This window comes from Sphingomonas sp. SP3 (assembly GCF_058514305.1).
In genome coordinates, this window is record NZ_JBZSOE010000001.1 from 416,481 (window position 1) to 440,905 (window position 24,425).

The window sequence follows — 24,425 nt, forward strand, 5'->3', positions numbered from 1 at the left end:
GCCTTTGACCGACCAGCCGGTAAGCTCCGCCATCGGCCCGCTTGACGTGACGCGGGTGATGGCGGCGCTGCCGCATCGGTATCCGATGCTGCTGGTCGACAGGGTCGAAAGCCTCGACCCGGAAAAAGGCATCGTCGCGATCAAGGCGGTGTCGATGAACGAGGAATTCTTCCAGGGGCATTTCCCCGGAAGGCCGATCATGCCCGGCGTCCTCCAGGTCGAAGCTTTGGCGCAGGCGGCGGGCGTGCTCGCCGTCGAAGCGCTCGGTCTCGCCGGATCGGGCAAGCTTGTTTACTTCATGTCGATCGACAACGTGAAGTTTCGGAAGCCGGTCGAGCCCGGCGTCCTCCTTCGCCTCGAAGTCGAGTTCCTCCAGAAACGCGCGCGCGTCTGCAAGTTCAGCGGGCGGGCCTTGCTCGACGGAGAAGTCGCAACCGAGTGCGAATTCACCGCGATGATCGCGGACCCGCCCGCCTGAACCCTTAGCGGCCGGCCAGCCTGATGCCGGCAAAAAGCCCGCGCCCCTCGGTTCGATAACCGACCGAATTCTCAAATTTGGCGTCGAACAAGTTGGATCCGCGCGCATAGAGCTCGATCCCTGGGCTCACCGCGTAAGCAACACGAGCGCCGGCCAGCCAGTAAGAGTCGAGCCGAACAACGTCGAATGGGAAGTTGTCGCGCGTGTCGAGCTGCGACCCAACGTAGGCGATCGACCCTCCATAGCTCCACCTGCCGACCGCGCCGTCCGCAGCAATCGCGCCACTATGTTTTGGCCGACGGCGCTCGGTGACCGGTCTCCCGCTCACCGCATCGGGCTCGGTCGCATGCAGATAGGCGTAATTGGCGGAGAGCCGGAGCTTATCGGCAATCCGCCAACTGACTTCGGCCTCGAGCCCGGATCGGCGACTGGAGTCGTCGCGGTTGATCGTCGTCTGAAGGAAGGTGACGGGGTCGCCCACATCGATGATCTCATCGTATAGCCGCTGACGATAGCCGGTGAGCGAGGCGGCAAATGTCCCGCGCCGGTAACGCACTCCGGCTTCGAATCCGCGCGAGCTTTCCGCTTTGAGCGACGGATTGCCGACGAAGTTGCCCGGGAAGAACCCAAAGAGATCGAAGAACGTCGGTTGCGCGATCCCTTCCGCATAAGCGGCGGTCAGCTGGAAACCGCCGCCGACATCGCCAAGCAACGAGGCGCGGAATGACGTCGCATCGCGGAAGCGGTTGAACACGTCACGGCGGACCGCAAGGTCGGCATGGATCGCTTTCGCCGAAGCCCGCCACTCCGCGGTGATCGCCTGGTGGCTCCGGCTGCGGTCCTGGTTGGTGAAGCCGCCGTAGATCGTGTCGCGGGCGTGGAACGTCTCACGCTCGGCCTCTGCGGCGACGATCAGCCGATGATCCACAACCCCCGTCGAAAAGGTCCGCTCGAGCTGCGCGTCCAGCGTTCGCCGTGTCCCGCGTGTCCGATTGATCGGATCATCGGCCAGATAATTGCGGTTGCTCGAGCCAAGGAGCGATGCCGAGACGCGGCCGATCCACGCCGATTGCCCAGTCCCGAATTCGGCCCACAGTCGGCCGGCAGTCAGTCGATTGCGGCTGCTGTCGAGGGTGTCGGTATGGTCGAACGGGAAGGTGAGGCGGTACCCGTCGAACTCACTTCGGCCAGTTAGAGCCAAAGCCGAGGCCCCAAGCCGTACGTCCGACCCCAATGCGTAGGTACCACGTACCCGTCCGGACAGGTTGCGATAGCCATCCTTGTCACCCCCCGGAGCGCCGAAGCTGTCGATCCCGGTCGCGCGCTGCCACCCGACTGCGCCCGACAGGCTGGTCGGGCCCATGACCAGCGACCCTGAAGCACTCGCGCGGCGAAATCCGAACGATCCGGCTTCGGCGCTGGCCGCGTATCCAGGCGCGTCGTCGAGGCCATTGACGGCGATTACACCGCCGATCGCGTCGGATCCCCACAGGGCCGACTGAGGACCACGGACGATTTCGATGCGCGAGGCGAGGTCGGCATTAAGCAACTCGAAGCGCGGCGCATCGCCGGAGGCGGGGTCGTTGATCTTGATCCCGTCGACGAAGAACAAGGTGTGGTTCGCCTCCGACCCGCGGATGCGCACCTCGGTCAGCGAACCCGATGGGCCTATCGTGGTGACCGACGTCGAAGGAGTCAGCCGAAGCAGTCCCAGGACCAGTGGCTCGCCGAGCCGCTCTATGCGATCGCGGTCGAAAATCGTGACGCTGGCGGGAGATTGCGCTTCGGGCTCGGGCGAGCGCGACGCGGTGATGACGATTTGGCTGGCGTCGATTGGTAAAACGGGCATGAGAATCCTCCTGTTGACGAACCTGTCGTCACAGAGGGATGCGCCGCGGAATTGCGGCAGCGGTGCCCACGCCCCCGCGGCTGGACCCGGCCGGGGAAACGGACGACCGATCAAGGCAGGTTCCTGACTTCGCCGAATAATTCGGCTTCACAGTTGCGGGCACAGCGCCGGAATTTCGCCGGCTTCCCTTTGAACCGCCCCCGCCCGGTAAGAACCGGTGGGCGGCACCCTAATCGCGCGGCCAGCTAGAGCGCCAATCGGCGGGCTGTCAAATTGGCTGAGTCCGCATTATTCAGGCGCGCATGACCAGCAATCACGCCCGTTTGATCGCGCTTCTTTCGGCCATTGCCGCGGCTGCCGCGCTGCGCCTGGTGCCTCACCCGCCCAATTTCTCGCCGATTGATGCGATGGCTTTGTTCAGCGGCGCTTACCTCGGCCGGCGCTGGCTGGCGTTCGCGGCACCGCTTGCGGCATTGTTGCTGAGTGACATGGTGCTGGGCTTCTATCAGGGCTTCTGGATCCAGTATGTCGCGGTCGCGCTCGTCGTGCTGCTGGGCTCGGTTACCCTCAACCGCGTTTCGGCGCCTCGCGTCGGGGCTACTGCCATCGCAAGCGCCATTCTGTTCTTCGTCGTGACCAACTTTGGCGTGTGGACGCTTGGGACCATGTATCCGATGACTGCTGCCGGCCTTGCCGACTGCTACGTCGCTGCCATTCCATTCTTCCAGAATACGGTTGCGGGCGACCTGTTCTACGCAACCTTGCTGTTTGGCGGCTTTGCGCTCGTCGAGCGCTTGCTCCCTGCGGTGCGGCTATCAGGACAGCCGCGCACCGCCTGAGGTTGCACTTTTTACCCTCGGCCTGTAGGGCGCGCGCTCTTGTTATCGGCTGCTGGTCGGAAACCAGCGGCTAACCCAAGGAAATTTAAGATGAAGTCCGAAGGCCATCCCGAATATCACATGATCACCGTCGAAATGACCGACGGGACCAAGTTCCAGACGCGTTCGACCTGGGGCAAGGAAGGTGACACGCTTCACCTCGACATCGATCCCAAGGTTCACCCGGCTTGGACCGGCGGCAACCAGAAGCTGCTCGACACGGGCGGCCAGGTGGCGCGCTTCAACAAGCGCTTCGGCGGCCTCAGCCTCGGCAAAAAATAAGCTTGTTCCGCGAAGCACCGCGGATCGAAACCGAACGGCTCGTCCTTCGCCATTGGCGAAAGGACGATTTCGGCCCGTACCATGCAATCCTTTGCCAGCCCGAAGTGCATCGGCACTTCGGTCCTACGCCGGCATCGAAGGAGGATTGCTGGCGTCGTCTGCTAGCGGCCGTCGGCAATTGGCAGTTCAACGGCTTCGGCACCTGGGCTGTCGAGCGGAAATCCGACAGCAAGCTGATCGGCAATGTGGGGCTGTTCACGGCCTGGCGAGACATCGACCCGGAGTTCGGTGAACAGCCCGAAATGGGCTGGATCATGGACACCGAGACGCACGGGCAGGGGATGGCCTCTGAAGCCTGTCTAACGGTGCTCGACTGGGCCAAGGCAAACCTTGAGCCGTCGCCTTTCTGGGCGATCATTGCTCCCGAGAACGGACCTTCGATGAAGCTCGCCGAAAAGCTGGGCTTCGAGTGTGTTTCAGAGGTCGTGTATCACGAGAGCGCGACCGTGGTGCTGAAGCGCCCCGCCTGGGCCTAGCTACCAGCCACCGCCACCCCCGCCGCCGCCGCCGCCCCCGGACGAACCGCCGCCGCCCGAGCCGCTGCTCGAGCCGGGCGCGGTCGAGGCCGAGCTGATGGTGCTCGACAGAGACGAGCCAACCGTGTCGGCGAAGCTCGTCGGATTGCTCCACGGGCTGCTCGAGCCCGAATACCAGCCAAAGCCCTGTTGTCCCTGCGTCGCCGCAGCCGCAAGCACGCCGGCAAAGCGCTCGGCCCAGCGGTTCTCGACCCCAAGCGCGATCGCGTAGGGGAGAAAGCGCTCGAAGATCTCGGGCGTATCCTTGGGCGGGATCATTCGGTCGAGCCGCTCGCCCTCAGTGATCGAGAGATATTGCTTGAAGCCGGCGATATGATCGAGGGCCGTCCGACCCTCTGCGGTTGGCGCGGAAATCCACCAGAAACACGAAATTGCCAGAGGCAGCGCCAGCACCGGGAAGAGCAGCGGCAGGTACCAGCCGCTGGAAAGCGCGATGCCGAGGATCGGCATACCCAAGCTGAAGGCAATGGCCAGCGCGACGAAGCTGATCAGGGTCAGCAGGCATTTGCCCACCGTCGATTCGTGAAACAGCAGCCACAGGACGCCCGAAAGTGCGAGCGAGCCAGCAACGACGCCGATCTGCCAGATTTCCGCACCATCCAGCGCTAGCACAACCGCCGAGGCCGTAAGCCAGATTGCGGCGATGAACAGGAGCAGTCCTGCCGCCGCCCAGCCATAGTTTCGCTTGAACGATTTTCCTTCGTACTTTGTCTTCAGAACACCTTCCAATGCGCTCTTTGCAGAGGAAAAACTCGAATGGTTCTTCTGCTCCATGACGATTTGTTCGCCGGGTTGGCACAGGCAATCGAGCGCGGCTTCCTCTTCCGCTGACAACGGCGTGGACCCGGTGAGCCGCTCGATCCGCGTTTTCTTGCTCGAGAAGATCCAGCCGCCTTCTTCCTCGACCAGCCGAACGTGGCCCTTGACGCCCATGTCGACCAGCGCGGCCGCGAAGGCCCGGTTGTCTGCGCCCATTTTGGTCACGTACCGCATGCCGGCGGGCGAAAGCTCGTCAGGCGGCGCGAAGATCGGAACGACCGTTCCGGCGCGTGGGTCGCGACCAGCGCGTTGCCAAGCGACATAATAAAAGCCGATCAGCCCAAGCAGCGTGAGAAGACCCAGGGCAGGGGGGCCGTAATCGGCTAGCCACCACGCAGCACGTTGGCCGCTATCCACCTCGGCGACGATCCCCTTGGGAAAGGCAACGGCGACTGTCAGCCCCTCATAGGCCCCGAGCGGCTGCGTCGTGCGGAACTCGATCTCGCCGGGCTGCTCGTTGCTGACCTCGGCATTGCTGTCCGTCGAACCCGCTGGACCGGTGTAAGCCGCGTGCTGGCCGAACGGGACCGCCATGGGCAGGCGGATGCGCGCCTCGGCGACGTCGATTGGGAACAGCCAGCCATTGCCGGTCGCGTTCCAGTAGAGCTCGTCATAGTCCTTAAAACGGCCAATCTGCCGCGTTGCGCGATAGCGGAGGACGTAGCTGTGATCCCCGACCGAGACGTAGGTGTCGGGATCGCCGACCTTGATGCGAACGCCATTGCCGTACGGCGAGGTGCTGGCCGGGACAGGCTGTCCGTCCAGCGTCGCCCCTTCAAAGGTGAAGCCGATGCGCACCTGCCCGCCGTTGCGCCCACGGTAATGGGTCGGGAAATCGCGGTAGATGCCGTGGTTGATCTGTTGATCTTCCGCGCGAAGCTCGATCGTCTCCGTGACGTCGAGCGCCCCATCCTGACGGATCTGGACGTCGCTTAGGTAGCGATGAATGCGTTCCTCGGCCTGCGCGGGCGTGGCGCCTGCAAGCAGCAATAAGGCGATAGCGCCTGAAGCGCGCAGCATGTCAGGCCGCCGGCTTGGGGAAGGATACCTTTGGAGCGCTTTGGATGGCCGGATCGTCGTCCTGGTAGAAAGGCTCCTCGGTGAAGCCCATCGGCCGCGCGATCAGCACCGGAGGGAAGCTCTGGATGGTCGAATTCAGGTCGCGGACGGTCGCGTTGTAATAGCGCCGCGCGCTCTGCAGCTCGCCTTCGATATTGGAGAGCTGATCCTGCAACTGAAGGAAGTTGGTATTGGCCTTGAGCTCGGGATAGGCCTCCGCCACCGCGAATAGCCGGCCGAGGAGGCCGCTCATCTGCATATCTGCCTGCGCCGTGGCCTCGACGCTCCCGGCGCTTAGCGCCTTGGAGCGGTTGGCGCTGACCTGCTCGAACACCTCGCGCTCGTGCGTCGCATAGCCCTGCACGGTCTCGACCAGGTTGGGGATAAGGTCGGCGCGGCGCCTCAGTTGGACGGTGATCCCGCTGAAGCCTTCCTTCACCAGCGCGCGCAACCGCACCAGCCGGTTGTAAATGCCCATGACGTAAAGCAGCACCAGGACGACGACGCCCAGGATGATCCAACCCGTAAGACTCATGTGAACGCCCCCGCTCGACCAAGCGGCGAGCATAGGCCGGAAGGCTATCGTCGCAAGCGGCGATTGCGTCGGTGGCGGCCAAGCTCAGCGCGCGCGGGCCTATGGATTGACCAGATAGCCTTGCTCGTGGAGCATCGCATGCGTTGTCATTCCGGAAAGTGCCATTTTGACGCCCGGTAAGAGGTCGCTCTTCGCAACGTCGTATTTTACCGCGGACTGACCGCACACGTAGATTTGGACGCCCTTGGCGATCAGCTGCTCCACGAGCGCAATATTCGGATTGGTCGCGCCGCCATATTCCTGTTCGTACCGAGACTGCTTGGTCACATCCATCATGCCGGCGTTCCACACGACCACAGCCGCGTGAATCCTCGACATCGGCACACCGTCGGCGACCAACATGTTGATGAAGCGAGCAACGCTATCGAGGTCGCCATTGACCTTTTCGGGAGTGCCTTTGCCGATGTCGAAGGCGAGCTTGTAATCGATGCGCTTCGAGAGGGGCAGGTCGGAGTCCACCTTGGCAATCGCACCGAAATTGGTGATTGCGGGACCGTAAGCGAACTGATCCATGCCCGCCCACGCCGGCGTCGACGTTGCCAGAAGCGCCCCGAGAAAACACAGCCGGAATTTCATAATTGCCCTCCACAATCAAACCGAGCGGTCGATCGGTCGGATTGTAGCGGGCGGCGTCGCCAAGGCTATGTGAAACTGACGCGCCGAGAGTGGCGCAAGACCTAAAAGGCCGACAGACCTGTAATCGCGCGGCCCATGATCAGCGCATGGACGTCGTGCGTGCCCTCATAGGTGTTGACCGTCTCGAGGTTCGCAGCGTGGCGCATGACCTGGAATTCGGCGCTGATTCCGTTGCCGCCGTGCATGTCGCGGGAGATCCGCGCGATGTCGAGCGCCTTGCCGCAATTGTTGCGCTTGATCAGGCTGATCGTCTCCGGGATCAGCTCGCCATCCTCAAGCCGGCGGCCGACGCGGAGCGCCGCTTGCAGCCCTAGTGTGATCTCGGTGACCATGTTGGCGAGCTTGAGCTGGACCAGCTGATTGGAGGCAAGGGGGCGCCCAAACTGCTTGCGATCGAGCGTGTACTGGCGCGCCGCCTGGTAGCAGGCCTCGGCGGCGCCCATCGAGCCCCAGGCGATGCCGTAGCGAGCGCGATTGAGGCAGCCGAACGGACCCTTGAGCCCTTCGACGTTGGGGAGGAGCGCATCCTCGCCGACCTCGACCTGATCCATGACGATCTCGCCGGTAATCGAGGCGCGAAGCGACAGCTTTTCCTTGATCTTCGGCGCGGTCAGGCCCTTGGCGCCCTTTTCGAGAACGAAGCCGCGGATCTTGCCGTCGTGCGCGTCCGATTTTGCCCACACGACGAACACGTCGGCGATGGGCGAGTTGGTGATCCACATCTTGGTGCCGGAGAGGACGTAGCCGCCCTGAACCTTCTGCGCGCGGGTCCGCATGCTGCCGGGGTCGGAGCCGGCATCAGGTTCGGTGAGGCCGAAGCAGCCGATCCATTCGCCGGTCGCGAGCTTGGGCAGGAACTTCCGCTTCTGCTCCTCGCTGCCGTAGGCGTTGATCGGGTGCATCACGAGCGAGCTCTGCACCGACATGGCCGAGCGATAGCCGCTGTCCACCCGCTCGACCGCGCGCGCGATCAAGCCGTAGCTGACATAGCCGAGGCCGGCACCGCCATATTCCGGGTCGACGGTTGCGCCCAGCATGCCGAGCTCACCAAGCTCATTCATGATCTCGCGGTCGAAGCGCTCGTCGAGGTAGGCCGACGTCACGCGCGGCAGGAGCTTTTCCTGCGCGTAACCCTCGGCCGTGTCGCGGACCAGCCGCTCCTCGTCCGACAGCTGGTGATTGAGATCGAACGGATCCTGCCAATCGAACGGCAGAATGGCTGGCTCGGCCACTGCTAAAACCCCGCGTTGAATGAAGTTGCGGGGCCTTTAGCCGCGTTCCCGCTACTTCGCCACCCCGCCACCGCCGCCAAAGCTTTGCTTCAGGGTCAGCCCCACCGAGATATGGTTGTTGCGGACGCGCTGCTCCCTCGTGATCGAAGTGGGGTCGACGCGGTTCGGGTCATAAATGAGGCGGTCGAGACTGGCAGTCGTGTTCAGCGCGTTGTCGACGTTGAGCGTGACCGACGTCCGGGGCAGCGGCCGGTATTCGACGAACGCAGTTCCGTAGATCCCGCCGTTAAAGCTCGTGTCCAATCCGTCGGTGCGGAAGGTCGTCCAGCGCTGGCTGTCAGTAAGCTCGAACCCGTACGAGAAGGCGCCGTGATCGCGGCGGACGGCAAGGTCCCACTGCCAGTCGGGCCAGAAATTGCTCCAACGACGCATCTTGTGGTCGACCGGATCCTCGACGTGGGTTTTCTGGTAGGTGCCGGTCAGTTTCGCGCGCAGCCCCGACCACAGCCGGTCGAGCGGCGCGTCCACCGTCAGCGAGGCGAAATAGCGCTTGCCGGTGCCAAGGTTGCCCGGCGCGTCGAAGCAATATTTCGCGTCATTCGGGTGCGTGGGGTCGCAGATCAGTATGCGGTCCTGGAGCATGCTGACCAGGTCATGCCCAAGATCGAGCTTGAACAGGCCGTCGCCGAGCAGGGGGTGTTCCGCGGTCAGCCGGAACTCCCAGCTGCGCTGCGGCTGCAGATTCTCGTTTCCGCCGCTGACCTGGTTGGTCGACAGGTTCGCCGCGCTCATGAAATCATAGAAGTCGAGCTGAGCGACCGTCCGGCGGACTGACGCCTGGGTGTGCCAACCGCCGCCCGGCTTCCAGTCAACCGTCAGGTTCGGCTTCAAGAATTTGAGAGTCCGGTCGGCGAGAGCGTCGCCCCCCACCTTGAGATTCGAGAATTCGTAATTGACGCCGCCATCGATACGCAGCGCGGGCGACAGGTTCTTGCCTACGCTGACATAGACCTCGCCGCGCTTCTCCTTGACCGTCGCATCCTCGATCGGAAGCGGGATCGGGACCTGCTGGCCATCCTCATCGGTCAGAGACAAGGCGAGATGATAATCGAGCGTGTTGTAGGCGGCCTCGGCGCCCGCCTCGAACGACAGACCGAGCAAGTCCGCGCGAGTCCAGCTCAGCCGCCCGATGGTCTCGTTGCGCTGCGCCTTGGTGACTTGCTCGAAGCCGCCGTCGACCGTCGCATTGTCCTCGATCAACCCATTGCGCTGAACGATGGTATCGACGTCGTCGCGCTTCCGGCGGGTCGCGAGCCCGACCAGCTTGATCGCGCCGCCGGCAAGCGGGCGCGTTACGTCACCGCCGAGCTCGATGACCGGACGGCGATAATGCTGGAACAGGTTGTCGTCGTGCGGTGCACCATCGGCCGGCGTCACGCGATTGTTCTGGAACAGGTCGAACTTGCTCGGCTGCCAGCGGACGTTGAAGCGATAGGCATCGTCCGACCCGCGCTCGAGCGCCCAGCTCGCCGACAGGTAAGGATCCTTGTTGAAATAGCTGTTGAACTTCTTTCGACGTTCGATCGGCTGGCCGGTGAGGACATCCGTGACGAGGTCGGGGCCTTCCTGGAGCTGGCGATTGCGGCCTGTTCCACCCGCGACGTTGATGGTCGACGCGCCGTGGCGGAACGATGCCGAGCCGGAAATGTCGGTGTTCACATAGCCGGTGAACCAGCGCACTGCGGACGCGGTCACGTTCGCATCGAACCCACCGTTAGCCGACATGACGATGTTCAGTACCTGGCTCTTGCCGGCATAGTCCGAGCCGTAGAGGTCGCCCGGACCGACCTCGACCCGCAGCACCTGCTGGGCAGGTAGCTTGGCCAGCGTGACATCCAGCGTTTCGGCCTTGGAGCTTGGGCGGGCGCCGTTGATCACGACGTTGCCGGCAGTACCAGCAAAGCCGCGCACGTCGACCTGGCCTTGGTTCGTCTGCGTCGCACCGAGATCGAGCGTGAATCCGGGGACGCGTTTCACGATGTCGAGCGCGGTGCGCGGCGCATATTGGGCGAAGAAGGCGGCCTGGTAGACCGTCAGGCGACCTTCCTGTGCGACCAGCGCAGCGCTGGCGGCCGCTGTTGCGGGCTCCTGCTCTGCGGCAAGCGCGGGTGCAGCAAGGACTGCCGCGACGGACGCCGTCGCGAGATACGCAAAGTTGATCATTCCTGGTTCCCTGGGGTGGAGCCTCGACCCCCGCTACGCGGGGCTCACATTAGGCTCCATTCAAGTTCGACCGTTCGACCAACGGTTCGACGGAAGACGCCTTCGGCCTCGACGAAGTGGCGAAGGGGCGAAACGAATGGTTAGCGAACCCGCCCGAACATCTTCATCTGAACCAGCTCGTCGACCGAGGGCAGAGGGCGTCGCGAAGCGGCCGCGGTGCGAGCAAATTCCGGCGTCACGTTGAGCGCCTTGAGCTGCACCAGCTCGTCAACCGGCAGGCGGCCATAACCGATGCTGTTGAAGCCGCTGATATAGTCCGCGCCGATATTGAGCGCCTTCAGCTGCACGAGATCGTCTGCCGGAATGTTGGCGTAGCCGATGCTGGCCAGCCCGCCGATCCATTGCGGCGTGATCTCCAGCGCCTTGAATTGGACCAGCGAGTCGATCGACTTCGGCCGGTAGCCCGCGCTCGCCAGCTCGCTGATATAGGCTGGAGTGACGCCAATCGCGGTCATCGAGATGAGATCGTCGATCGTCGGGGTCGGGTAACGAGCCGTGGTAACCGCATCGATCAGCGCTCGGTGCACATCCAGCGCGACCAGCCCGAAGATCTGTTCGCGGCTGGGCGTGCCGATGCCCCGATCCGCAAGTAGCTTCAGGAACCCGGCATCGGCCGAGAAATTGCAATTGCCGCCCATGTGCGACGAGCCGCCATTGCCTGCACAATCGAGCCGCCCGGCCTCGCGCACCACGGCAAAGCGAAGCGGCCTCGACCCGGCCAAATAAAATCCGCCGACGTCGAGACCGATCAGCTCGGAGGGCTTGAAACCACCGGACCACTCATTGTCGTCATTGCCGCGCCGTTCATCGCGGAACGTCGCTCGAATCTCGCCCTGGTCGCGCTGACCGCGGAGGTCGAAGCTAACCCAGTCCGATGGCGCAGCCATGCACGCCGAGGACACGCTTACGAAGGCAAAGAGCAACGCACACATCATTGCGAAACACCGGTTCATTGGTCGTCTCCTTTCAATCTGCTCTGGGCAAAGTCCGCCCGTTCGCCCGAGGAGGGCGTTCAAAAATTCGCTGTCGTGAGGTCGTCGGTTAGGCTTGGGCCGAAGGATCAGCCGTCGTCGGGATCGCTATCCCAGCCGCCAGGCGGCGCCGGCGCTCGCGGCGCCTTAGGTGGCCGCGGAGGTGCCGGGCTTCCGCTCAGCGCATGCAGTTGGACCAGCTCGTCAGGATCGGAGATGTTGACGCCTGCCTTCCGGGCTCGTGCAACAAAGCTCGGATCGATACCCATCGCCCGCATCTGGACGAAGTCGTCGAGGTCTCCGCGGACTCCTGCGCCGCGCAGCGCCTGGACGTAAGGACCGGTCAGGCCGATCGCGCGCGCTTCGACCAGCCCATCGGAATCGATTGACGGGAAAGCTGCGATCATGCCGCGGGCATAGTCCGGCGTAACGCCGACAGCCCGCATGCTCGCAAACTCGTCCATGTCGAGGCGTGCAAGACGCGGTGAAATCGCGCGCATTGCGCCGATATATTCGGGGGTCAGTTCACCATCGCCGATAACGATGGACCGTGAACCTGGGCCATGAACCATTCTGACTTCCCGACCCGCGTCGGCAATAGCTATGCGGGCTTGCTTGAGCGCATCGCGACGCGCTTCCGCAGCGCTCTCGAGCGCCTGTTCGATTGCCGCCGAGCGAACGTCCTGCTCGGCTTCGATGCGGGCAGGAACGGCTGCCGCGACCGCGGCGTGGACCGATGTCGACACTCCGTCAGCGATGATGCTGCCAAGGTCGGTCGGAACCTCTGGGTCGCTTGTGGCATCGTAATAGCTCGTCTGGGGCGACGTCTTGGTGCTGACCGCAGCCGCGGCCTTCTGCTTCTCCTTGGTTCCGGCGGGCGCAAGGGTAAGGGCTGCAAGGGGGGCTGCAACCAGGACCGCGCCGACGAACACACCCATCGCGAAGGAGCGCGCCGCGGGTCCGCGCACCGACTGGCCGTCGAGCACTCGGGCAACGCGCCGGGCGAGCGAGCTCTTCGACGGCGCGACACCATGCGCGCCGAGCAGCAGCCCGGGACATTCGTGACGCGCCACGCCGACCAGCAGCTGGGCATAATCGGTGTCGCTGATGTCCGCCGCGAGCACTGCGTCGTCGGCGGTTTCCTCGCGCAGCTGGTGAGCTTCGCGGGCAAGTACCCAGACCAGCGGGTTGAACCAGAACAGCGCGGTAGCGACGCGGGCGAGCAGCAGCTTGACCCAGTCCATGCGGGCGACGTGCGCCAGCTCGTGGGCAATGATCGCCTCGGCTTCACCCGAAGCTTCGACAGCGCGCGAATTGAGTAGGATGACCGGGCGCATCAGGCCCCAGCTGATTGGCGAGGCAAGCTCGTCGCTCGTCAGCAGCGCGGTGCCATGCTTGAAGCCCATCCGGCGCTGGGCGCGGGCGAGGGCGCTTAGCCAATGACCGTCGACGAGCACATCGGCGCGGGCGCGCAGCGCGATCAATCGTGCAAGCGCGACAAAGGTGATGAACAGCAGGATCGCCGCAGGCAAAGCATAAAGGGCCATGGTCGTGGCGGTCGGGCTAAGCGAGAACCGGCTCTGCGCTGGCGTTACCGCAGGCGTTACCGCCGGGGTCGCCGTACCGACCGACGGCGGGACCGTCGCGGGCTTGGCAACCTCGGCCGGCTGGGAATCGAACATGGCCGGCGTCTCAACCGTCCAATTGGGCAGGACAAGCGGCGCGAACGCGAGCAGGACAAGCGCGATAAGGCCGATATGCGCGACCCACGACCGCTCTGCCGCCGAGCGCTTCTTCATGAGCTCGAGCAGCCCGAGCGTCAGCCCGGCAATCAACAGCGACTTGAGCGCGATGCCGAGGAGAACGTGCATTATTTGTCTCCCTTGGTCTTGCGGGCTTTAGCAATCATTTGCTCCAGGGCGTCCAGGTCCTTTTCCTTAAGCTTATCGGACATGCCGAGCAGCGCGCTTGCCGCGCTCGCCGGCGACCCATTGAAGAAGACGCGAACGATTTCGCTCAGCGCCGACTTCTTGGCCGCATTCTCGGACAGGACGGGGCTGTAAAGGAAGCCGCGGTCCGATTCGTTGCGCTGGACGTATCCCTTGTCCTCGAGTCGCTTGAGCATCGCGCGAACCGCCGAACCGCTCAACTGATCTGGTAGGGCGTCACAGATGTCGGCGACGGGAAGCGCGCCGCGCTCGTAGAGGATGTCGACGATTTGCCGTTCGCGGGGCGGAAGCTTGCTCAGCATTTTGAATCCTTTCACGACCGAATCGTCGCGCTACATTTGTAGTGTGCTACATTTGTAGCGTGAATGCAAGATGAATGTTTTCCCCGCGCTTGCTGCAAGTGGCGGAGAGGGTGGGATTCGAACCCACGGTGAGCTTGCACCCACGGCGGTTTTCAAGACCGCTGCCTTAAACCACTCGGCCACCTCTCCGCTGGCCTTTTGCTATCGCCCGACAGGACAAGCTGTGCAAGGCGCGCGCTGAACCAAGCTGGCCTTGAACGGGTTATCCCCTCTAGCCTGTTGTCGCGTGAGGAGGGCGTGTTGAGCATGAACGGCTGGGGGTTTGTGGGGTTATCGGCCGTTTCGCTCGGCTCTGCGGCTGCGCCGGTGGCCGTTCACAATAATGCGGTGCCTGCAAACGTCCAGCTGGCGCAGACCTATGCCACCCCGACCTATGGCTATGCCCAGCCGACGCGCTCGGCCTGGGACACCTACAAGCTTCGGCTGTCCATCCTCGCGCGGCAGCAAGGCGTCCGCCAAGCGACGATCGATGCCAACGTGCCCAACCTGACCCTGAATCAGCGCGTGATCTCGATGGAAGCAAGTGAGCCAGTCGCGAGGAGCAGCGGGGGCGTGGTCGGAACCCTCGCACCTTACCTACGCACCCATGTGACCTCCTCACTCGTGCGGCGCGGACAGGCCAATTATTCCGAGCACTACAATTCGCTGCGCTCGCTCGAGGTGCGTTACGGCGTCGATCCGGCGATCCTGATGGCGATCTGGGGTCACGAGACGAGCTACGGCACGGTGACAGGAAACACCGACTTGCTCCAGGCGCTCGCGAGCCTTGGCTATTACGGTCGCCGGCGCGATTTCTTTGAAGGCGAGTTCGTCGCCGCGCTGAAGTTGATGGACCAGGGCGTCCCGCGCTGGCGTCTCAAGGGCAGCTGGGCGGGCGCGACCGGCTATCCGCAATTCATGCCTTCGGTCGCGCTTCGCCTCCGCGCCGACGGTGACGGTGACGGCTATGCCGATATCTGGTCGAACGAGTTGGATGGCCTCGCATCCATCGCCCAGTACCTGCGCGATGCCGGGTGGAAGCCGAATGTCACCTGGGGGATCGCGGTGCGGACCCCGCCGAACCTCAACCGCCAGGCGATCGTCAGCCTGGTCACCGCGCCTCGCTGCCCACAGGTCTACCGCCGGCACAGCCGCTGGCTCAGCATGCGCCAATGGCGGGCGATGGGCGTGACTCCGATCGGGCGCACGATTCCTGATAATGAAATGGCTGCGCTGATCGAGCCCGATGGTTACGACGCCCGGGCCTTCCTGCTCACCACCAACTATCACGCCATTCTCGATTACAATTGCTCGAATTTTTACGCGCTTTCGGTCGGAGTTCTGGCGGACGCGATTGCGCGGCGATAGGAGGAGCAAACACCCAATTTGAATCGGGGAAATCGTCCTTGTCGCGCACAATCCTTCTCGTCACCGCCGCCTCCCTGCTCTTCGCCAGCGCTGCCCCCGCGGCCGCCCCGACCTTCGATACGCCGGCCAAGGTCGCCTTCCTGATCGACCTGTCATCGGGCGCGGTGCTGTATGAAAAGAACGCCGACGTGCGGATGCCGCCGGCCTCGATGGCCAAGATGATGACCACCGACGTCGCCTTCGAGCTGATCGACAGCGGCAAGCTGCCACTGGGCAAAATGTGCACCGTGCGCCCGGAAACCTGGCAGAAGTGGCATGGGCCTGCCGCCGGCTCCACCATGTTCCTCTCGCCGGGCGAGCAGGTCAGCGTCGAGAATTTGCTGAAAGGAATCGTAACCCTGTCCGGCAATGACGCGTCCGTCGTTCTTGCCGAGTGCATCGCTGGGACCGAGCAGGCCTTCGCCGGCCAGATGAACGAACTCGCGAAGAAGATCGGGCTCACCAACAGCCACTTTGGCACCGCCAACGGCTGGCCGGACAATGGCGTGACCTATGTCAGCGCACGCGACCTTGCGACGCTCGCCCGCTACGAGATCGAAAACCATTACAAGCTCTATAAGCAATTCTATTCGTTGCCGTCGTTCACCTGGGGCAAGACGCTGGGGTCGGGCGCCGACATCACGCAGGCGAACCGCAACCCGATCCTCGGCAAGGTGCCAGGCGCCGACGGCCTCAAGACCGGCCACACCGATGAGGCAGGCTATGGCTTCACTGGCTCCGCCGAGCAGAACGGCCGCCGCCTGATCGAGGTCGTTGCCGGCCTCGACAGCTGGAATGCGCGCGTCCAGGAGTCGACGCGGCTGATTACCTGGGGCTTTGGCGCCTGGACCGCAAAACCGTTGTTCAGCCAAGGCGCGAAGGTCGGTACCGCGCAAGTCCAGATGGGGTCGAGCAGTTCGGTGGATCTCGTGGCGCCTCACAACCTTGCGGTTACCATTCCCGCCGGGCTGGCCACGGGCGCGACCTCGATGAAGGTGCGTTACCAAGGCCCACTGGTGGCTCCGATCACCAAGGGACAGCAAGTTGCCGAACTCATCATCACGACCGGCGACACGCCGCCGCAGGTTGTGCCGCTGGTCGCCGCCAATGACGTCGGCCGCGCCGGCTTCTTCGGCCGCATCTGGCTCGGCCTCAAATCCTTGTTCGGGATGGCGTGACGACACGCGGGCGGTTCATTACCCTCGAAGGCGGGGAGGGGGCCGGTAAGTCGACCCAGGTCGGCGCGCTGGCCGAAGCGCTGAATGAGCGGGGCATCCAAGTGTTAGTGACCCGCGAGCCCGGGGGAAGCGATGGCGCCGAAAAGATCAGAGAAATCTTATTGTCGGGAAGCGATGACCGGTGGGGAGCAAGGGCCGAGGCCCTGCTATTTTCCGCCGCGCGAGCGGACCACCTCGAAAAATCTATTCTACCTGCTCTGGAAAGTGGCCGCTGGGTGATCAGTGACCGCTTCGTCGACAGCTCGCTCGCTTACCAGGGCGGCGCGGGCGGGCTCGGCATCGAAGCGGTGCGCGCGATAAATGCCTTCGCCATGGGCGATTGCTTTCCCGACCGCACCTTGGTGCTGACGCTCGACGACGGCGCCGAGCGTGCCGACGCGCGGGATGGGGGCAAAAGCGACCGGATCGGCGGGCGCGGTGTGGATTATCACCACAAGGTCGACTTGGCCTTTCGCCTGATCGCCGCGGAGGAGCCTGATCGGGTGCGGCTGGTCGATGCCTCCGGATCGCCGGCAGAAGTCACGCAGCGACTGCTGAGTGAGATCGAGGACCTTCTGCCATGATCATCGGTCAGGACCGCGCGGTCGAGCAGTTTGCCAGTGCCTGGGCCTCGCGCAAGCTTCACCACGCCTGGCTGCTCGCCGGGCCCAAGGGCGTGGGTAAGGCAAGTTTCGCCAAAGCCGCAGCCCGCCGGGTGCTGGCCGATGCCGCCGGGCCGCCGGTCAAGCTTCCCAGGATCGAAGCGCCCGACGATCACCCCATCGTTCGATTGGTGGACGCCGGGAGTCACCCTGACATGCGCTGGCTGGAGCGCCTGCCGAGGGAAAAGGGTGACGGGCTCGCGCGCGACATCACGATCAAGCAGGTCCGCGAGCTCGGCGACTTCATGGGCATGACCGCCGCTCTGTCGCCGTGGCGGGTCGCGGTTATCGACAGCATGGACGAACTCAACAAGGAAGCGGCGAACGCGCTACTAAAGATCTTGGAGGAGCCACCCGCCAACACCCTGTTCTTACTCGTCAGCCACGCGCCGGGACGGCTTCTCCCGACCATCCGCTCGCGCTGCCGCCGTCTGGACTTCGGCGGCTTGGACGATGACGCCATGACGTCGATCCTCGAGAGGGAGACGCAGCTGGGTGAAACCGAGCGCAAGCAGGTCGTGTCGATGTCGTTCGGGTCGGCGGGAAGGGCGCTCGCCTTTGCCGAGCTTGACCTTGCCAAACTCGAGAATGCCGCGGTCGCGATCCTTCGCCAGGGCGACCCCACCAACGCGCGCCGCTCAGACTTGGCGTCCGAACTCGGCAAGAAAACGGCGGCCGATCGCTATGCGGCATTCCTCGACCTCGCGCCGTCGATGATTGCGCGTGAGGCGAAGCGCCTCGAAGGCGGCGCGCGCGAGCGGGCATTGGACGCCTACGCCAAGGCGCGGGACCTCGCGGTGATGGCGCCGCGCCTGTCGCTCGATCCCGCGGCGACCGTGTTCCAGATTGGCGGAATCCTAGCCGGGGTCGCCGAACCCGCTTCCTTGAAGCGCTAAACTCCGGCGGCTAGGGCGTTCGCCGAATGTCCGAACCTTATCTCATCACCACCGCAATCAGCTATCCGAACGGCCCGCCGCACATCGGTCACGCCTACGAAGCGATCGCTGGCGACGCCATCGCCCGCTTCCAGCGCGCCCAAGGGCGCGACGTGCGCTTCGTGGGCGGAACCGACGAGCATGGGCTCAAGATGGTCCAGACGGCGCGCGCGCAGGACCGAGAAACGATCGATCTTGCAGACGAAATGTCTGGCTATTTCCGTGAGATGGTCGATCTTTTTAACCTGTCATATGACGAATTTGTCAGGACCACCGAGCCGCGTCACCACAAAGCGAGCATCGCTTTGTGGAACGCGATGGAAGAGGCGGGGGATCTGTACCTCGACCGCTATGAGGGCTGGTATTCGGTCCGCGACGAGGCCTTTTACGACGAGGGCGAGCTGGTTCCGGGCGAGGGCGGCGAGAAGCTGTCGCCCCAGGGCACGCCGGTCGAGTGGACCGCCGAGGAAACCTGGTTCTTCCGCCTGTCCAAATATCAGGAGCCGCTGTTAAAGCTCTATCGGGACAATCCCGACTTCATCCGCCCGGAAAGCCGCCGCAACGAGGTGCTGCGCTTCGTGGAGGCGGGACTCAAGGATTTGAGCGTCTCGCGGACCAGCTTCGACTGGGGCGTGCCGGTGCCCAATTCACCTGGGCATGTGATGTACGTCTGGGTCGACGCGCTGACGACGTACATGACTGGTGTCGGTTATCCCGACGATCGCGCCGAATACGACCGCTTTTGGCCTGCTGACGTGCACCTGATCGGCAAGGACATCGTCCGCTTCCACGCGGTCTACTGGCCGGCGTTCCTGATGTCCGCCAAGCTACCGCTGCCGAAACAGGTGTTCGGCCACGGTTTCCTGCTCAGCCGCGGCGAAAAGATGTCAAAGAGCGTCGGCAACGTCATCGACCCGATGGAACTCGCCGAACGCTTTGGAGTCGATCCGGTGCGTTACTTCTTCCTCCGTGAGGTGCCGTTCGGGCAGGATGGCAGCTACAGCGCCGAAGCTATCGTCAACCGGGCCAATGCCGAGCTTGCGAACAGCTTCGGCAACCTTGCTCAGCGCACTTTGTCGATGATTTTCAAGAATCTGGACGGCGTCATCGCAGCGGAAGGTGACGCGGCCGAAGACCGAGAATTGCTCGATCTGGTCCGCAAGGCGACCAACGAGGAAGTGCCGGACGCCTTCGAGCGGTTGTCATTCTCGGTCGGGATCGAAGCGTGGTTGCGCGCGGTCTTCGCCTGCAACGCTTATGTCGACACTCAGGCGCCCTGGGCGCTGCGCAAGACCGACCCTGAGCGCATGGCGGCCGTGCTCGGTACCTTGGTGGTGGCCGTACGGGAGCTTGCGCAGGCGATTGCGCCGGTAATCCCGGCGTCGGCCGAGAAGCTGCTCGCGGCCATCGCTGCCGGCGATGGCGGTGCGCCGATCCCGCAGCCGACGCCGCTCTTTCCGCGCCTCGAGCTGGAGGAAGAGGAGGCGGCCGAGGGCGCCAAATGAGGCTGATCGATAGCCACTGCCACCTCAATTACGAAGGGCTGGTCGAACGCCAGGGCGAAGTGCTTGAAAACGCACGAGCGCGTGGCGTCTCCGGTTTCCTCAACATCTCGACCCGCCAACGCGAGTGGGATGCGATCATCGGCGTTGCCGAGCGCGAGCCTGATGTGTGGGCCAGCGTCGGCGTCCATCCGCATGAGGCCGATGCCCATCCGGACCTTGGCGCGAAGGCCTTGGTGGACGCCTCATCACATTCCCGTGTGATCGCCATCGGTGAGTGCGGGCTCGATTATTACTACGACAAGTCCGACCGGCAGGCGCAGCGCGAGCGATTCCAGGCGCATATCGACGCTGCCCGCGAGACCGGGCTGCCCTTGGTCGTCCACACTCGCGAGGCGGAAGACGATACCGCCGAGATGCTTGGCGCTGCGGTCAGGGAAGGGGGCGTTACCGGCGTCCTCCATTGCTTCACCGGCTCGGCGGAGCTGGCGCGCAAGGGGCTCGACCTCGGCTTCTACATCTCGCTGTCGGGCATCGTGACCTTCAAAAACGCCGCGGACCTTCAGGAAACGGCGAAGTGGCTGCCCAAGGACCAGATGCTGGTGGAGACGGATTCGCCCTTCCTCGCTCCCGTCCCGCACCGCGGCCACAAGTGCGAACCGGCCTTCGTCGCCGACACCGCCGCTTTTGTGGCCGGCATTCGCGACGAGCATCCAGAAGATCTCGCCGAGCAAACCACGGCCAACTTCTTCAAATTGTTCGCCAAAGCCCAGGAATAATCGGTTGAAGATCAGGATCCTGGGCTGCGGAACCTCGACCGGCGTCCCCAAGATTGGAAACGAGTGGGGCCAGTGCGACCCCAACGAACCGCGCAACCGGCGCCTGAGAACTTCGATCCTCGTCGAAAGCGCGGACCAGCGGATGCTGGTCGATTGCGGGCCGGATCTTCGCCAACAATTGCTTAGCGCTGACGTCAGCCGGCTGGACGGCGTGATCGTAACCCACGCGCACGGCGATCACTGCCACGGCATCGACGAGCTTCGCCCGGTCGCCGCGGCCGTCGGCGGCTCGATCCCGCTCTACAGCCGACGGGACGTTCTGGACGAGCTCGAGCATCGCTTCGGCTACGCCTTCGAGCAGTCCGATTTCTATCGCCCGATCGTAGAGGCGCGAGAGATCGGGGAAAAGGTGAGTTTCGGCGATGTGGTGACCCGCTTCGTCGATCAGCCGCACGGCGGGCCGATTTCGCTCGGAATGCGCTTTGATGAAGGTGGTCGTTCCGCCGCTTATGCTGTCGATTTCAGTGCGTTAACTGACGACATGGCGGCTCTCTATGAAGGAGTTGACGTTTGGATCGCGGATTGCCTGACGCGAACACCGCACCCGACTCACATGCACCTCGATGGCGTCCTTGCGGCTGCGCGCGAGCTCAAGGTCGGCGCGGTTTACCTGGTCCATATGGGTAACGGCTTCGATTACCGAACCCTCGTCAACGAATTGCCCGATTGGGCGGCGCCGGCCCATGACGGGCTTGAGATCGCGCTATGACCAACAACAACATGCTCGGCGGCGTCTACATCCTGTTGGCGATGATGCTCGTCCTCGGCGGGCTGATGGCGCGGCGAGAGCCGGGCCTGAAGCTCGCCAAGATGGCTCTGGCTTGGATCCTGATCTTCGCGGCCGGCTTCGTCCTGTTCGCTTTTCGGGACGATTTCGGCTGGGTTGCTCAACGCCTGAAAGCCGAAGCAGTCGGAACGCCGGTCCAGGATGGCTTCGAAACCCGCATACCCATGGCGATCGACGGGCATTTCTGGGTCGACGCGAGCCTCAACGGCAAGCCTGTGAAGTTCCTGGTGGACAGCGGCGCGACGATGACGACGGTCGGCCGGAACACGGCATTGAGTGCGGGCGTGGAGATTTCGCCGCAGCGGGACCAGTATGTTCGAACTGGAAACGGGATCGTGCGCATGTCGACCGGCCGCGCCGCGGACCTCGAGGTTGGCGGAATTCGCCGGAGCGACGTCGGGCTCCAGATCGCGGACAACGAAGATTTGAACGTCCTCGGCATGAATTATCTGTCCTCCTTGAGCCGGTGGGGCGTTGAGGGGCGATGGTTGGTTTTGGTCTCCTGATCGTAGAGATACTTTACATAATGCATATTATCATACTTACAGAATATGGAGGAAACAGGGCTCGCGATGCCGTCTGAGCCTCGCCAGCGCCCGATCGATCGCCTGGTCGCGATCATGCGCCGGCTGCGTGATCCGATCACCGGCTGCGAATGGGATCGTGAGCAAAGCTTTGCGACCATCGCGCCTTACACGATCGAAGAAGCCTATGAGGTCGCGGACGCGATCGCCCGCGACGATATGGATGGCCTCGCCGACGAGCTCGGCGATCTCCAGCTCCAGGTCGTGTTTCACGCGCAAATGGCCGAGGAATCCGGCCACTTCGCATTGGATGACGTCATTTCCCGCATCTGCGACAAGCTAGAGCGTCGTCATCCGCACATCTTCGGCGACGCGACCCACAGTCCTGGCTGGGAGAATATCAAGGCCGCGGAGCGCCAGAAATCGCCAGATGACAGCGCTTTAGCCGGCGTTGCACTGGCACTTCCGGCATTAGAACGCGCCGCAAAACTGCAACGACGGGCTGCGCGGACGGGTTTCGACTGGCCCGATGCGGCGGGTCCGCGCGCCAAGATCGACGAAGAACTGGCCGAGCTCGACGCCGAACGCGAACATCCGCGCATGTTCGAGGAGCTCGGCGACCTGCTGTTCGCCGTCGTAAACCTCGCACGCCATCTTAACATTGAACCGGAAGCTGCGCTTCGTGAAGCGAATAGCAAATTCGAGAAGCGATTCCGCGAGATCGAGAAAACGCCGGGCTTCGAGGGCCTTTCCCTGGATGAGAAAGAGGCGCTGTGGGTCGCCGTAAAGGCGGCTCAGGCCGACTCAAGCGCTTGAAATCGCGCCCAATTATCTGGCGATAACCTCACTGACAGCCTGATTTCGCTGTCGTCCAGCTGCTGCTCGAGTACTTCGCCCCTGGCATGCAGCCAGGCAATCTTGCCTCCTTCGCTTGCCGCGACGCGGATGTCGTGGATCTGTTCGCCGCTCCTCAACCGCCCCGATAGCCGGTCCCGGAGTCGGTCTAGTCCCTCGCCGGTGATCGCTGAGATGGGCACCACGTCCTCGCGTCGTTTGGCTTCCTCCATCAGACGCTCGCGCTCCTGTCCGCCGAGGAGGTCGACCTTGTTCCACGCCTCGATCCGCGGCGGCGCCCCCTCTTCCGACAGGCCTAGCGAGGTCAGTACGTCGTCCACGTCTTCCCGCTGCGCCTCGCGGTCCGGATGCGCCATGTTGCGGACGTGGACGAGGAGGTCTGCAGACGCCACCTCCTCAAGTGTCGCGCGGAACGCGGCGATCAGCTCGGTCGGAAGGTCGGACACGAAGCCGACCGTGTCAGACAGGATGACCTTGTCAAAACCCGGCAGTTTGATGTCGCGCATGGTCGGATCGAGCGTCGCGAAGAGCAGATTTTCCGCGAATACCGCTTCGCCGGTCAGTCGATTGAAAAGCGTGGATTTCCCCGCGTTGGTATAGCCGACCAGGGCAATTACCGGCCACGGCGCGCGCTGCCTGCGCCCCCGATGCAAGGTCCGCGTCCGTTTCACCTGGTCGAGCTCACGGCGAATCTTCGCCATTCGATCGCGGATCAATCGCCTGTCTGCCTCGATCTGGGTTTCGCCAGGCCCGCCGAGGAAGCCGAAGCCGCCGCGCTGGCGCTCAAGGTGGGTCCAACTGCGGACCAGGCGGCCTGCCTGGTAGTCGAGATGCGCCAGCTCGACCTGGAGCCGGCCCTCCGCGGTTGCGGCGCGCTCACCGAAGATTTCCAGGATCAGCCCAGTCCGGTCGATGACTTTGGTCCCGGCTTCATCCTCGAGGTTTTTCTGCTGGATCGGGGTGAGTGCTGAATCGACGATCAGCAAATGCGCATCTTGCGCCTTCGCCAGCTCCGCGATCTCCTCGACCTGGCCCTTCCCCAGTAACGTCGCGGGGCGAACAGAGCGGACGCGGAACGGCTTCGCCACCACGACGTCAATCCCGATCGCCTCAGCGAGGCCCGATGCCTCTTCGACACGCGCGTCTGAGGACCGCCGCGAGCCTTCGCGCGGCAGCTCAGGCACGGCGATGACCGCGCGTTCGCCCCTGGCGACCTCGATCGCGCCATTGCCGTCGAAATTATTCAGCGTCGCCCCCCTCCTCGCCGCCCGGCTCAAGGTTCAGCGCATGGGCCGGCTGCAAGGTGGAGATTGCATGCTTGTAGACGAGCTGGATCTGGCCTCCGCGTTCGAGGACCAGGCTGAACTGGTCAAAGCCAGTGACCGAGCCCTGGAGCATGACACCATTGATCAGGAACAGGGTCATGCGTTCGGAGTCGCGCGAGGCCGCAGCGAGGAACAGGTCTTGCAGCCCCGCCTTCCCGTCGGTCGAGGGCTGCGTCGCGACGAAGTCCGCCGGAGGCTCGGCCGGCATGATGGTCGAGATCGAATGTTTGTAGACCAGCTGCGAAGCACCCTCCCGGCGCAAGAGCAGGGAAAAGGCGTCGAACCACGTGATCACGCCCTGAAGCTTGACGCCCTTCACCAGAAAGATGGTGACGGGCAGCTTGGCGCGCCTGACGCTGTTCAGGAAATGATCCTGCAGGCTCAGCGATCGCGCGGCCATGACG

Annotated in this window: 24 protein-coding genes, 1 tRNA gene and 1 riboswitch; of the genes, 13 read left to right on the plus strand and 12 right to left on the minus strand. The window is 63.7% G+C overall.

Going from position 1 to position 24,425, the window contains the following annotated elements:
* Positions 1-4 precede the first annotated feature (4 nt).
* Positions 5-478, plus strand: coding sequence for a 3-hydroxyacyl-ACP dehydratase FabZ (gene fabZ / locus AC4K8G_RS02300; protein ID WP_491732563.1), 474 nt, complete (start codon positions 5-7; stop codon positions 476-478).
* Positions 479-482: 4 nt separating this feature from the next.
* Here fabZ and AC4K8G_RS02305 read toward each other — a convergent pair whose 3' ends face one another.
* Positions 483-2,327, minus strand: a complete 1,845-nt coding sequence (locus AC4K8G_RS02305; RefSeq protein ID WP_491732564.1) for a TonB-dependent receptor plug domain-containing protein — start codon at positions 2,325-2,327, stop codon at positions 483-485.
* Between the two features lie 97 nt (positions 2,328-2,424).
* Positions 2,425-2,568: riboswitch (cobalamin riboswitch) on the minus strand.
* Positions 2,569-2,629: 61 nt separating this feature from the next.
* On the opposite strand from AC4K8G_RS02305, the gene AC4K8G_RS02310 reads away from it, so the two are divergent.
* From AC4K8G_RS02310 to AC4K8G_RS02320, 3 genes are all read left to right on the plus strand, one after another.
* Positions 2,630-3,166, plus strand: coding sequence for a DUF6580 family putative transport protein (locus tag AC4K8G_RS02310; protein WP_491732565.1), 537 nt, complete (start codon positions 2,630-2,632; stop codon positions 3,164-3,166).
* Between the two features lie 90 nt (positions 3,167-3,256).
* Positions 3,257-3,487 carry a 50S ribosomal protein L31 gene (rpmE, locus tag AC4K8G_RS02315; protein ID WP_491732566.1) on the plus strand — a complete coding sequence of 77 codons (231 nt, stop codon included), beginning with the start codon at positions 3,257-3,259 and terminating at the stop codon, positions 3,485-3,487.
* A 2-nt stretch (positions 3,488-3,489) separates the two neighbouring features.
* Complete coding sequence (locus tag AC4K8G_RS02320; RefSeq protein ID WP_491732567.1) at positions 3,490-4,023, plus strand: GNAT family N-acetyltransferase; 534 nt, start codon at positions 3,490-3,492, stop codon at positions 4,021-4,023.
* Here AC4K8G_RS02320 and AC4K8G_RS02325 read toward each other — a convergent pair whose 3' ends face one another.
* The 9 genes from AC4K8G_RS02325 to AC4K8G_RS02365 all read right to left on the minus strand — a co-directional run bounded on the left by AC4K8G_RS02325 (position 4,024) and on the right by AC4K8G_RS02365 (position 14,118).
* Positions 4,024-5,922 carry a DUF2207 domain-containing protein gene (locus AC4K8G_RS02325; protein ID WP_491732568.1) on the minus strand — a complete coding sequence of 633 codons (1,899 nt, stop codon included), beginning with the start codon at positions 5,920-5,922 and terminating at the stop codon, positions 4,024-4,026. It lies immediately after the preceding gene.
* A gap of 1 nt (position 5,923) precedes the next feature.
* Positions 5,924-6,496, minus strand: coding sequence for a LemA family protein (locus tag AC4K8G_RS02330; protein WP_491732569.1), 573 nt, complete (start codon positions 6,494-6,496; stop codon positions 5,924-5,926).
* 99 nt (positions 6,497-6,595) lie between these two features.
* Positions 6,596-7,132, minus strand: coding sequence for a DsrE family protein (locus AC4K8G_RS02335; protein ID WP_491732570.1), 537 nt, complete (start codon positions 7,130-7,132; stop codon positions 6,596-6,598).
* A gap of 101 nt (positions 7,133-7,233) precedes the next feature.
* Positions 7,234-8,424, minus strand: coding sequence for an acyl-CoA dehydrogenase (locus AC4K8G_RS02340; protein WP_491732571.1), 1,191 nt, complete (start codon positions 8,422-8,424; stop codon positions 7,234-7,236).
* A gap of 51 nt (positions 8,425-8,475) precedes the next feature.
* Positions 8,476-10,647 carry a TonB-dependent receptor plug domain-containing protein gene (locus tag AC4K8G_RS02345; protein ID WP_491732572.1) on the minus strand — a complete coding sequence of 724 codons (2,172 nt, stop codon included), beginning with the start codon at positions 10,645-10,647 and terminating at the stop codon, positions 8,476-8,478.
* Between the two features lie 140 nt (positions 10,648-10,787).
* Entirely contained in the window at positions 10,788-11,660 is an 873-nt protein-coding gene (locus AC4K8G_RS02350) for a hypothetical protein (protein ID WP_491732573.1), read from the minus strand.
* Positions 11,661-11,767: 107 nt separating this feature from the next.
* Positions 11,768-13,549 (minus strand): M56 family metallopeptidase, encoded by a 1,782-nt coding sequence (locus AC4K8G_RS02355; protein ID WP_491732574.1) that lies wholly within the window; start codon positions 13,547-13,549, stop codon positions 11,768-11,770.
* Positions 13,549-13,929: a BlaI/MecI/CopY family transcriptional regulator gene (locus AC4K8G_RS02360; protein ID WP_491732575.1), complete on the minus strand. Its 381-nt coding sequence runs from the start codon at positions 13,927-13,929 to the stop codon at positions 13,549-13,551. The genes AC4K8G_RS02355 and AC4K8G_RS02360 overlap by 1 nt, the downstream gene beginning before the upstream one ends.
* Positions 13,930-14,028: 99 nt before the next feature.
* Positions 14,029-14,118: transfer RNA gene (locus tag AC4K8G_RS02365), tRNA-Ser, on the minus strand.
* A gap of 117 nt (positions 14,119-14,235) precedes the next feature.
* Here AC4K8G_RS02365 and AC4K8G_RS02370 point away from each other — a divergent pair.
* The 9 genes from AC4K8G_RS02370 to mazG all read left to right on the plus strand — a co-directional run bounded on the left by AC4K8G_RS02370 (position 14,236) and on the right by mazG (position 22,657).
* On the plus strand, positions 14,236-15,336 hold the full coding sequence (locus AC4K8G_RS02370; protein ID WP_491732576.1) for a lytic murein transglycosylase: 1,101 nt from the start codon (positions 14,236-14,238) through the stop codon (positions 15,334-15,336).
* Between the two features lie 38 nt (positions 15,337-15,374).
* On the plus strand, positions 15,375-16,553 hold the full coding sequence (locus tag AC4K8G_RS02375) for a D-alanyl-D-alanine carboxypeptidase family protein (RefSeq protein ID WP_491732577.1): 1,179 nt from the start codon (positions 15,375-15,377) through the stop codon (positions 16,551-16,553).
* Positions 16,550-17,176 (plus strand): dTMP kinase, encoded by a 627-nt coding sequence (gene tmk, locus AC4K8G_RS02380; RefSeq protein ID WP_491732578.1) that lies wholly within the window; start codon positions 16,550-16,552, stop codon positions 17,174-17,176. The genes AC4K8G_RS02375 and tmk overlap by 4 nt, the downstream gene beginning before the upstream one ends.
* Positions 17,173-18,150, plus strand: coding sequence for a DNA polymerase III subunit delta' (locus AC4K8G_RS02385; RefSeq protein ID WP_491732579.1), 978 nt, complete (start codon positions 17,173-17,175; stop codon positions 18,148-18,150). The genes tmk and AC4K8G_RS02385 overlap by 4 nt, the downstream gene beginning before the upstream one ends.
* Before the next feature lie 26 nt (positions 18,151-18,176).
* Positions 18,177-19,694: a methionine--tRNA ligase gene (gene metG / locus AC4K8G_RS02390; RefSeq protein WP_491732580.1), complete on the plus strand. Its 1,518-nt coding sequence runs from the start codon at positions 18,177-18,179 to the stop codon at positions 19,692-19,694.
* Positions 19,691-20,470 carry a TatD family hydrolase gene (locus tag AC4K8G_RS02395; protein ID WP_491732581.1) on the plus strand — a complete coding sequence of 260 codons (780 nt, stop codon included), beginning with the start codon at positions 19,691-19,693 and terminating at the stop codon, positions 20,468-20,470. The genes metG and AC4K8G_RS02395 overlap by 4 nt, the downstream gene beginning before the upstream one ends.
* Positions 20,471-20,474: 4 nt before the next feature.
* Positions 20,475-21,239, plus strand: a complete 765-nt coding sequence (locus AC4K8G_RS02400) for an MBL fold metallo-hydrolase (protein ID WP_491732582.1) — start codon at positions 20,475-20,477, stop codon at positions 21,237-21,239.
* Positions 21,236-21,823 carry a retropepsin-like aspartic protease family protein gene (locus AC4K8G_RS02405; RefSeq protein WP_491732583.1) on the plus strand — a complete coding sequence of 196 codons (588 nt, stop codon included), beginning with the start codon at positions 21,236-21,238 and terminating at the stop codon, positions 21,821-21,823. Before AC4K8G_RS02400 ends, AC4K8G_RS02405 begins: the two co-directional genes overlap by 4 nt.
* A 66-nt stretch (positions 21,824-21,889) precedes the next feature.
* Positions 21,890-22,657, plus strand: coding sequence for a nucleoside triphosphate pyrophosphohydrolase (gene mazG / locus AC4K8G_RS02410; RefSeq protein WP_491732584.1), 768 nt, complete (start codon positions 21,890-21,892; stop codon positions 22,655-22,657).
* On the opposite strand, the gene hflX is transcribed toward mazG, so the two are convergent.
* Positions 22,636-23,973: a GTPase HflX gene (hflX, locus tag AC4K8G_RS02415; protein ID WP_491732585.1), complete on the minus strand. Its 1,338-nt coding sequence runs from the start codon at positions 23,971-23,973 to the stop codon at positions 22,636-22,638. The two genes, mazG and hflX, sit on opposite strands and share 22 nt — an antisense overlap.
* Positions 23,936-24,421 carry an RNA chaperone Hfq gene (gene hfq / locus AC4K8G_RS02420; RefSeq protein WP_491732586.1) on the minus strand — a complete coding sequence of 162 codons (486 nt, stop codon included), beginning with the start codon at positions 24,419-24,421 and terminating at the stop codon, positions 23,936-23,938. The genes hflX and hfq overlap by 38 nt, the downstream gene beginning before the upstream one ends.
* Between the last annotated feature and the right edge of the window lie 4 nt (positions 24,422-24,425).

Excerpts from the sequence above, each read along its gene's own strand:
- AC4K8G_RS02310 (WP_491732565.1), top strand. The coding sequence starts at position 2,630 with ATGACCAGCAATCACGCCCGTTTGATCGCGCTTCTTTCGGCCATTGCC.
- AC4K8G_RS02395 (WP_491732581.1), top strand. The coding sequence starts at position 19,691 with ATGAGGCTGATCGATAGCCACTGCCACCTCAATTACGAAGGGCTGGTC.
- AC4K8G_RS02360 (WP_491732575.1), bottom strand. The coding sequence starts at position 13,929 with ATGCTGAGCAAGCTTCCGCCCCGCGAACGGCAAATCGTCGACATCCTC.
- AC4K8G_RS02330 (WP_491732569.1), bottom strand. The coding sequence starts at position 6,496 with ATGAGTCTTACGGGTTGGATCATCCTGGGCGTCGTCGTCCTGGTGCTG.
- metG (WP_491732580.1), top strand. The coding sequence starts at position 18,177 with ATGTCCGAACCTTATCTCATCACCACCGCAATCAGCTATCCGAACGGC.
- mazG (WP_491732584.1), top strand. The coding sequence starts at position 21,890 with ATGCCGTCTGAGCCTCGCCAGCGCCCGATCGATCGCCTGGTCGCGATC.
- AC4K8G_RS02305 (WP_491732564.1), bottom strand. The coding sequence starts at position 2,327 with ATGCCCGTTTTACCAATCGACGCCAGCCAAATCGTCATCACCGCGTCG.
- hfq (WP_491732586.1), bottom strand. The coding sequence starts at position 24,421 with ATGGCCGCGCGATCGCTGAGCCTGCAGGATCATTTCCTGAACAGCGTC.
- AC4K8G_RS02350 (WP_491732573.1), bottom strand. The coding sequence starts at position 11,660 with ATGAACCGGTGTTTCGCAATGATGTGTGCGTTGCTCTTTGCCTTCGTA.
- AC4K8G_RS02345 (WP_491732572.1), bottom strand. The coding sequence starts at position 10,647 with ATGATCAACTTTGCGTATCTCGCGACGGCGTCCGTCGCGGCAGTCCTT.
- AC4K8G_RS02370 (WP_491732576.1), top strand. The coding sequence starts at position 14,236 with ATGAACGGCTGGGGGTTTGTGGGGTTATCGGCCGTTTCGCTCGGCTCT.
- AC4K8G_RS02405 (WP_491732583.1), top strand. The coding sequence starts at position 21,236 with ATGACCAACAACAACATGCTCGGCGGCGTCTACATCCTGTTGGCGATG.
- AC4K8G_RS02355 (WP_491732574.1), bottom strand. The coding sequence starts at position 13,549 with ATGCACGTTCTCCTCGGCATCGCGCTCAAGTCGCTGTTGATTGCCGGG.
- AC4K8G_RS02385 (WP_491732579.1), top strand. The coding sequence starts at position 17,173 with ATGATCATCGGTCAGGACCGCGCGGTCGAGCAGTTTGCCAGTGCCTGG.
- rpmE (WP_491732566.1), top strand. The coding sequence starts at position 3,257 with ATGAAGTCCGAAGGCCATCCCGAATATCACATGATCACCGTCGAAATG.
- AC4K8G_RS02325 (WP_491732568.1), bottom strand. The coding sequence starts at position 5,922 with ATGCTGCGCGCTTCAGGCGCTATCGCCTTATTGCTGCTTGCAGGCGCC.
- AC4K8G_RS02335 (WP_491732570.1), bottom strand. The coding sequence starts at position 7,132 with ATGAAATTCCGGCTGTGTTTTCTCGGGGCGCTTCTGGCAACGTCGACG.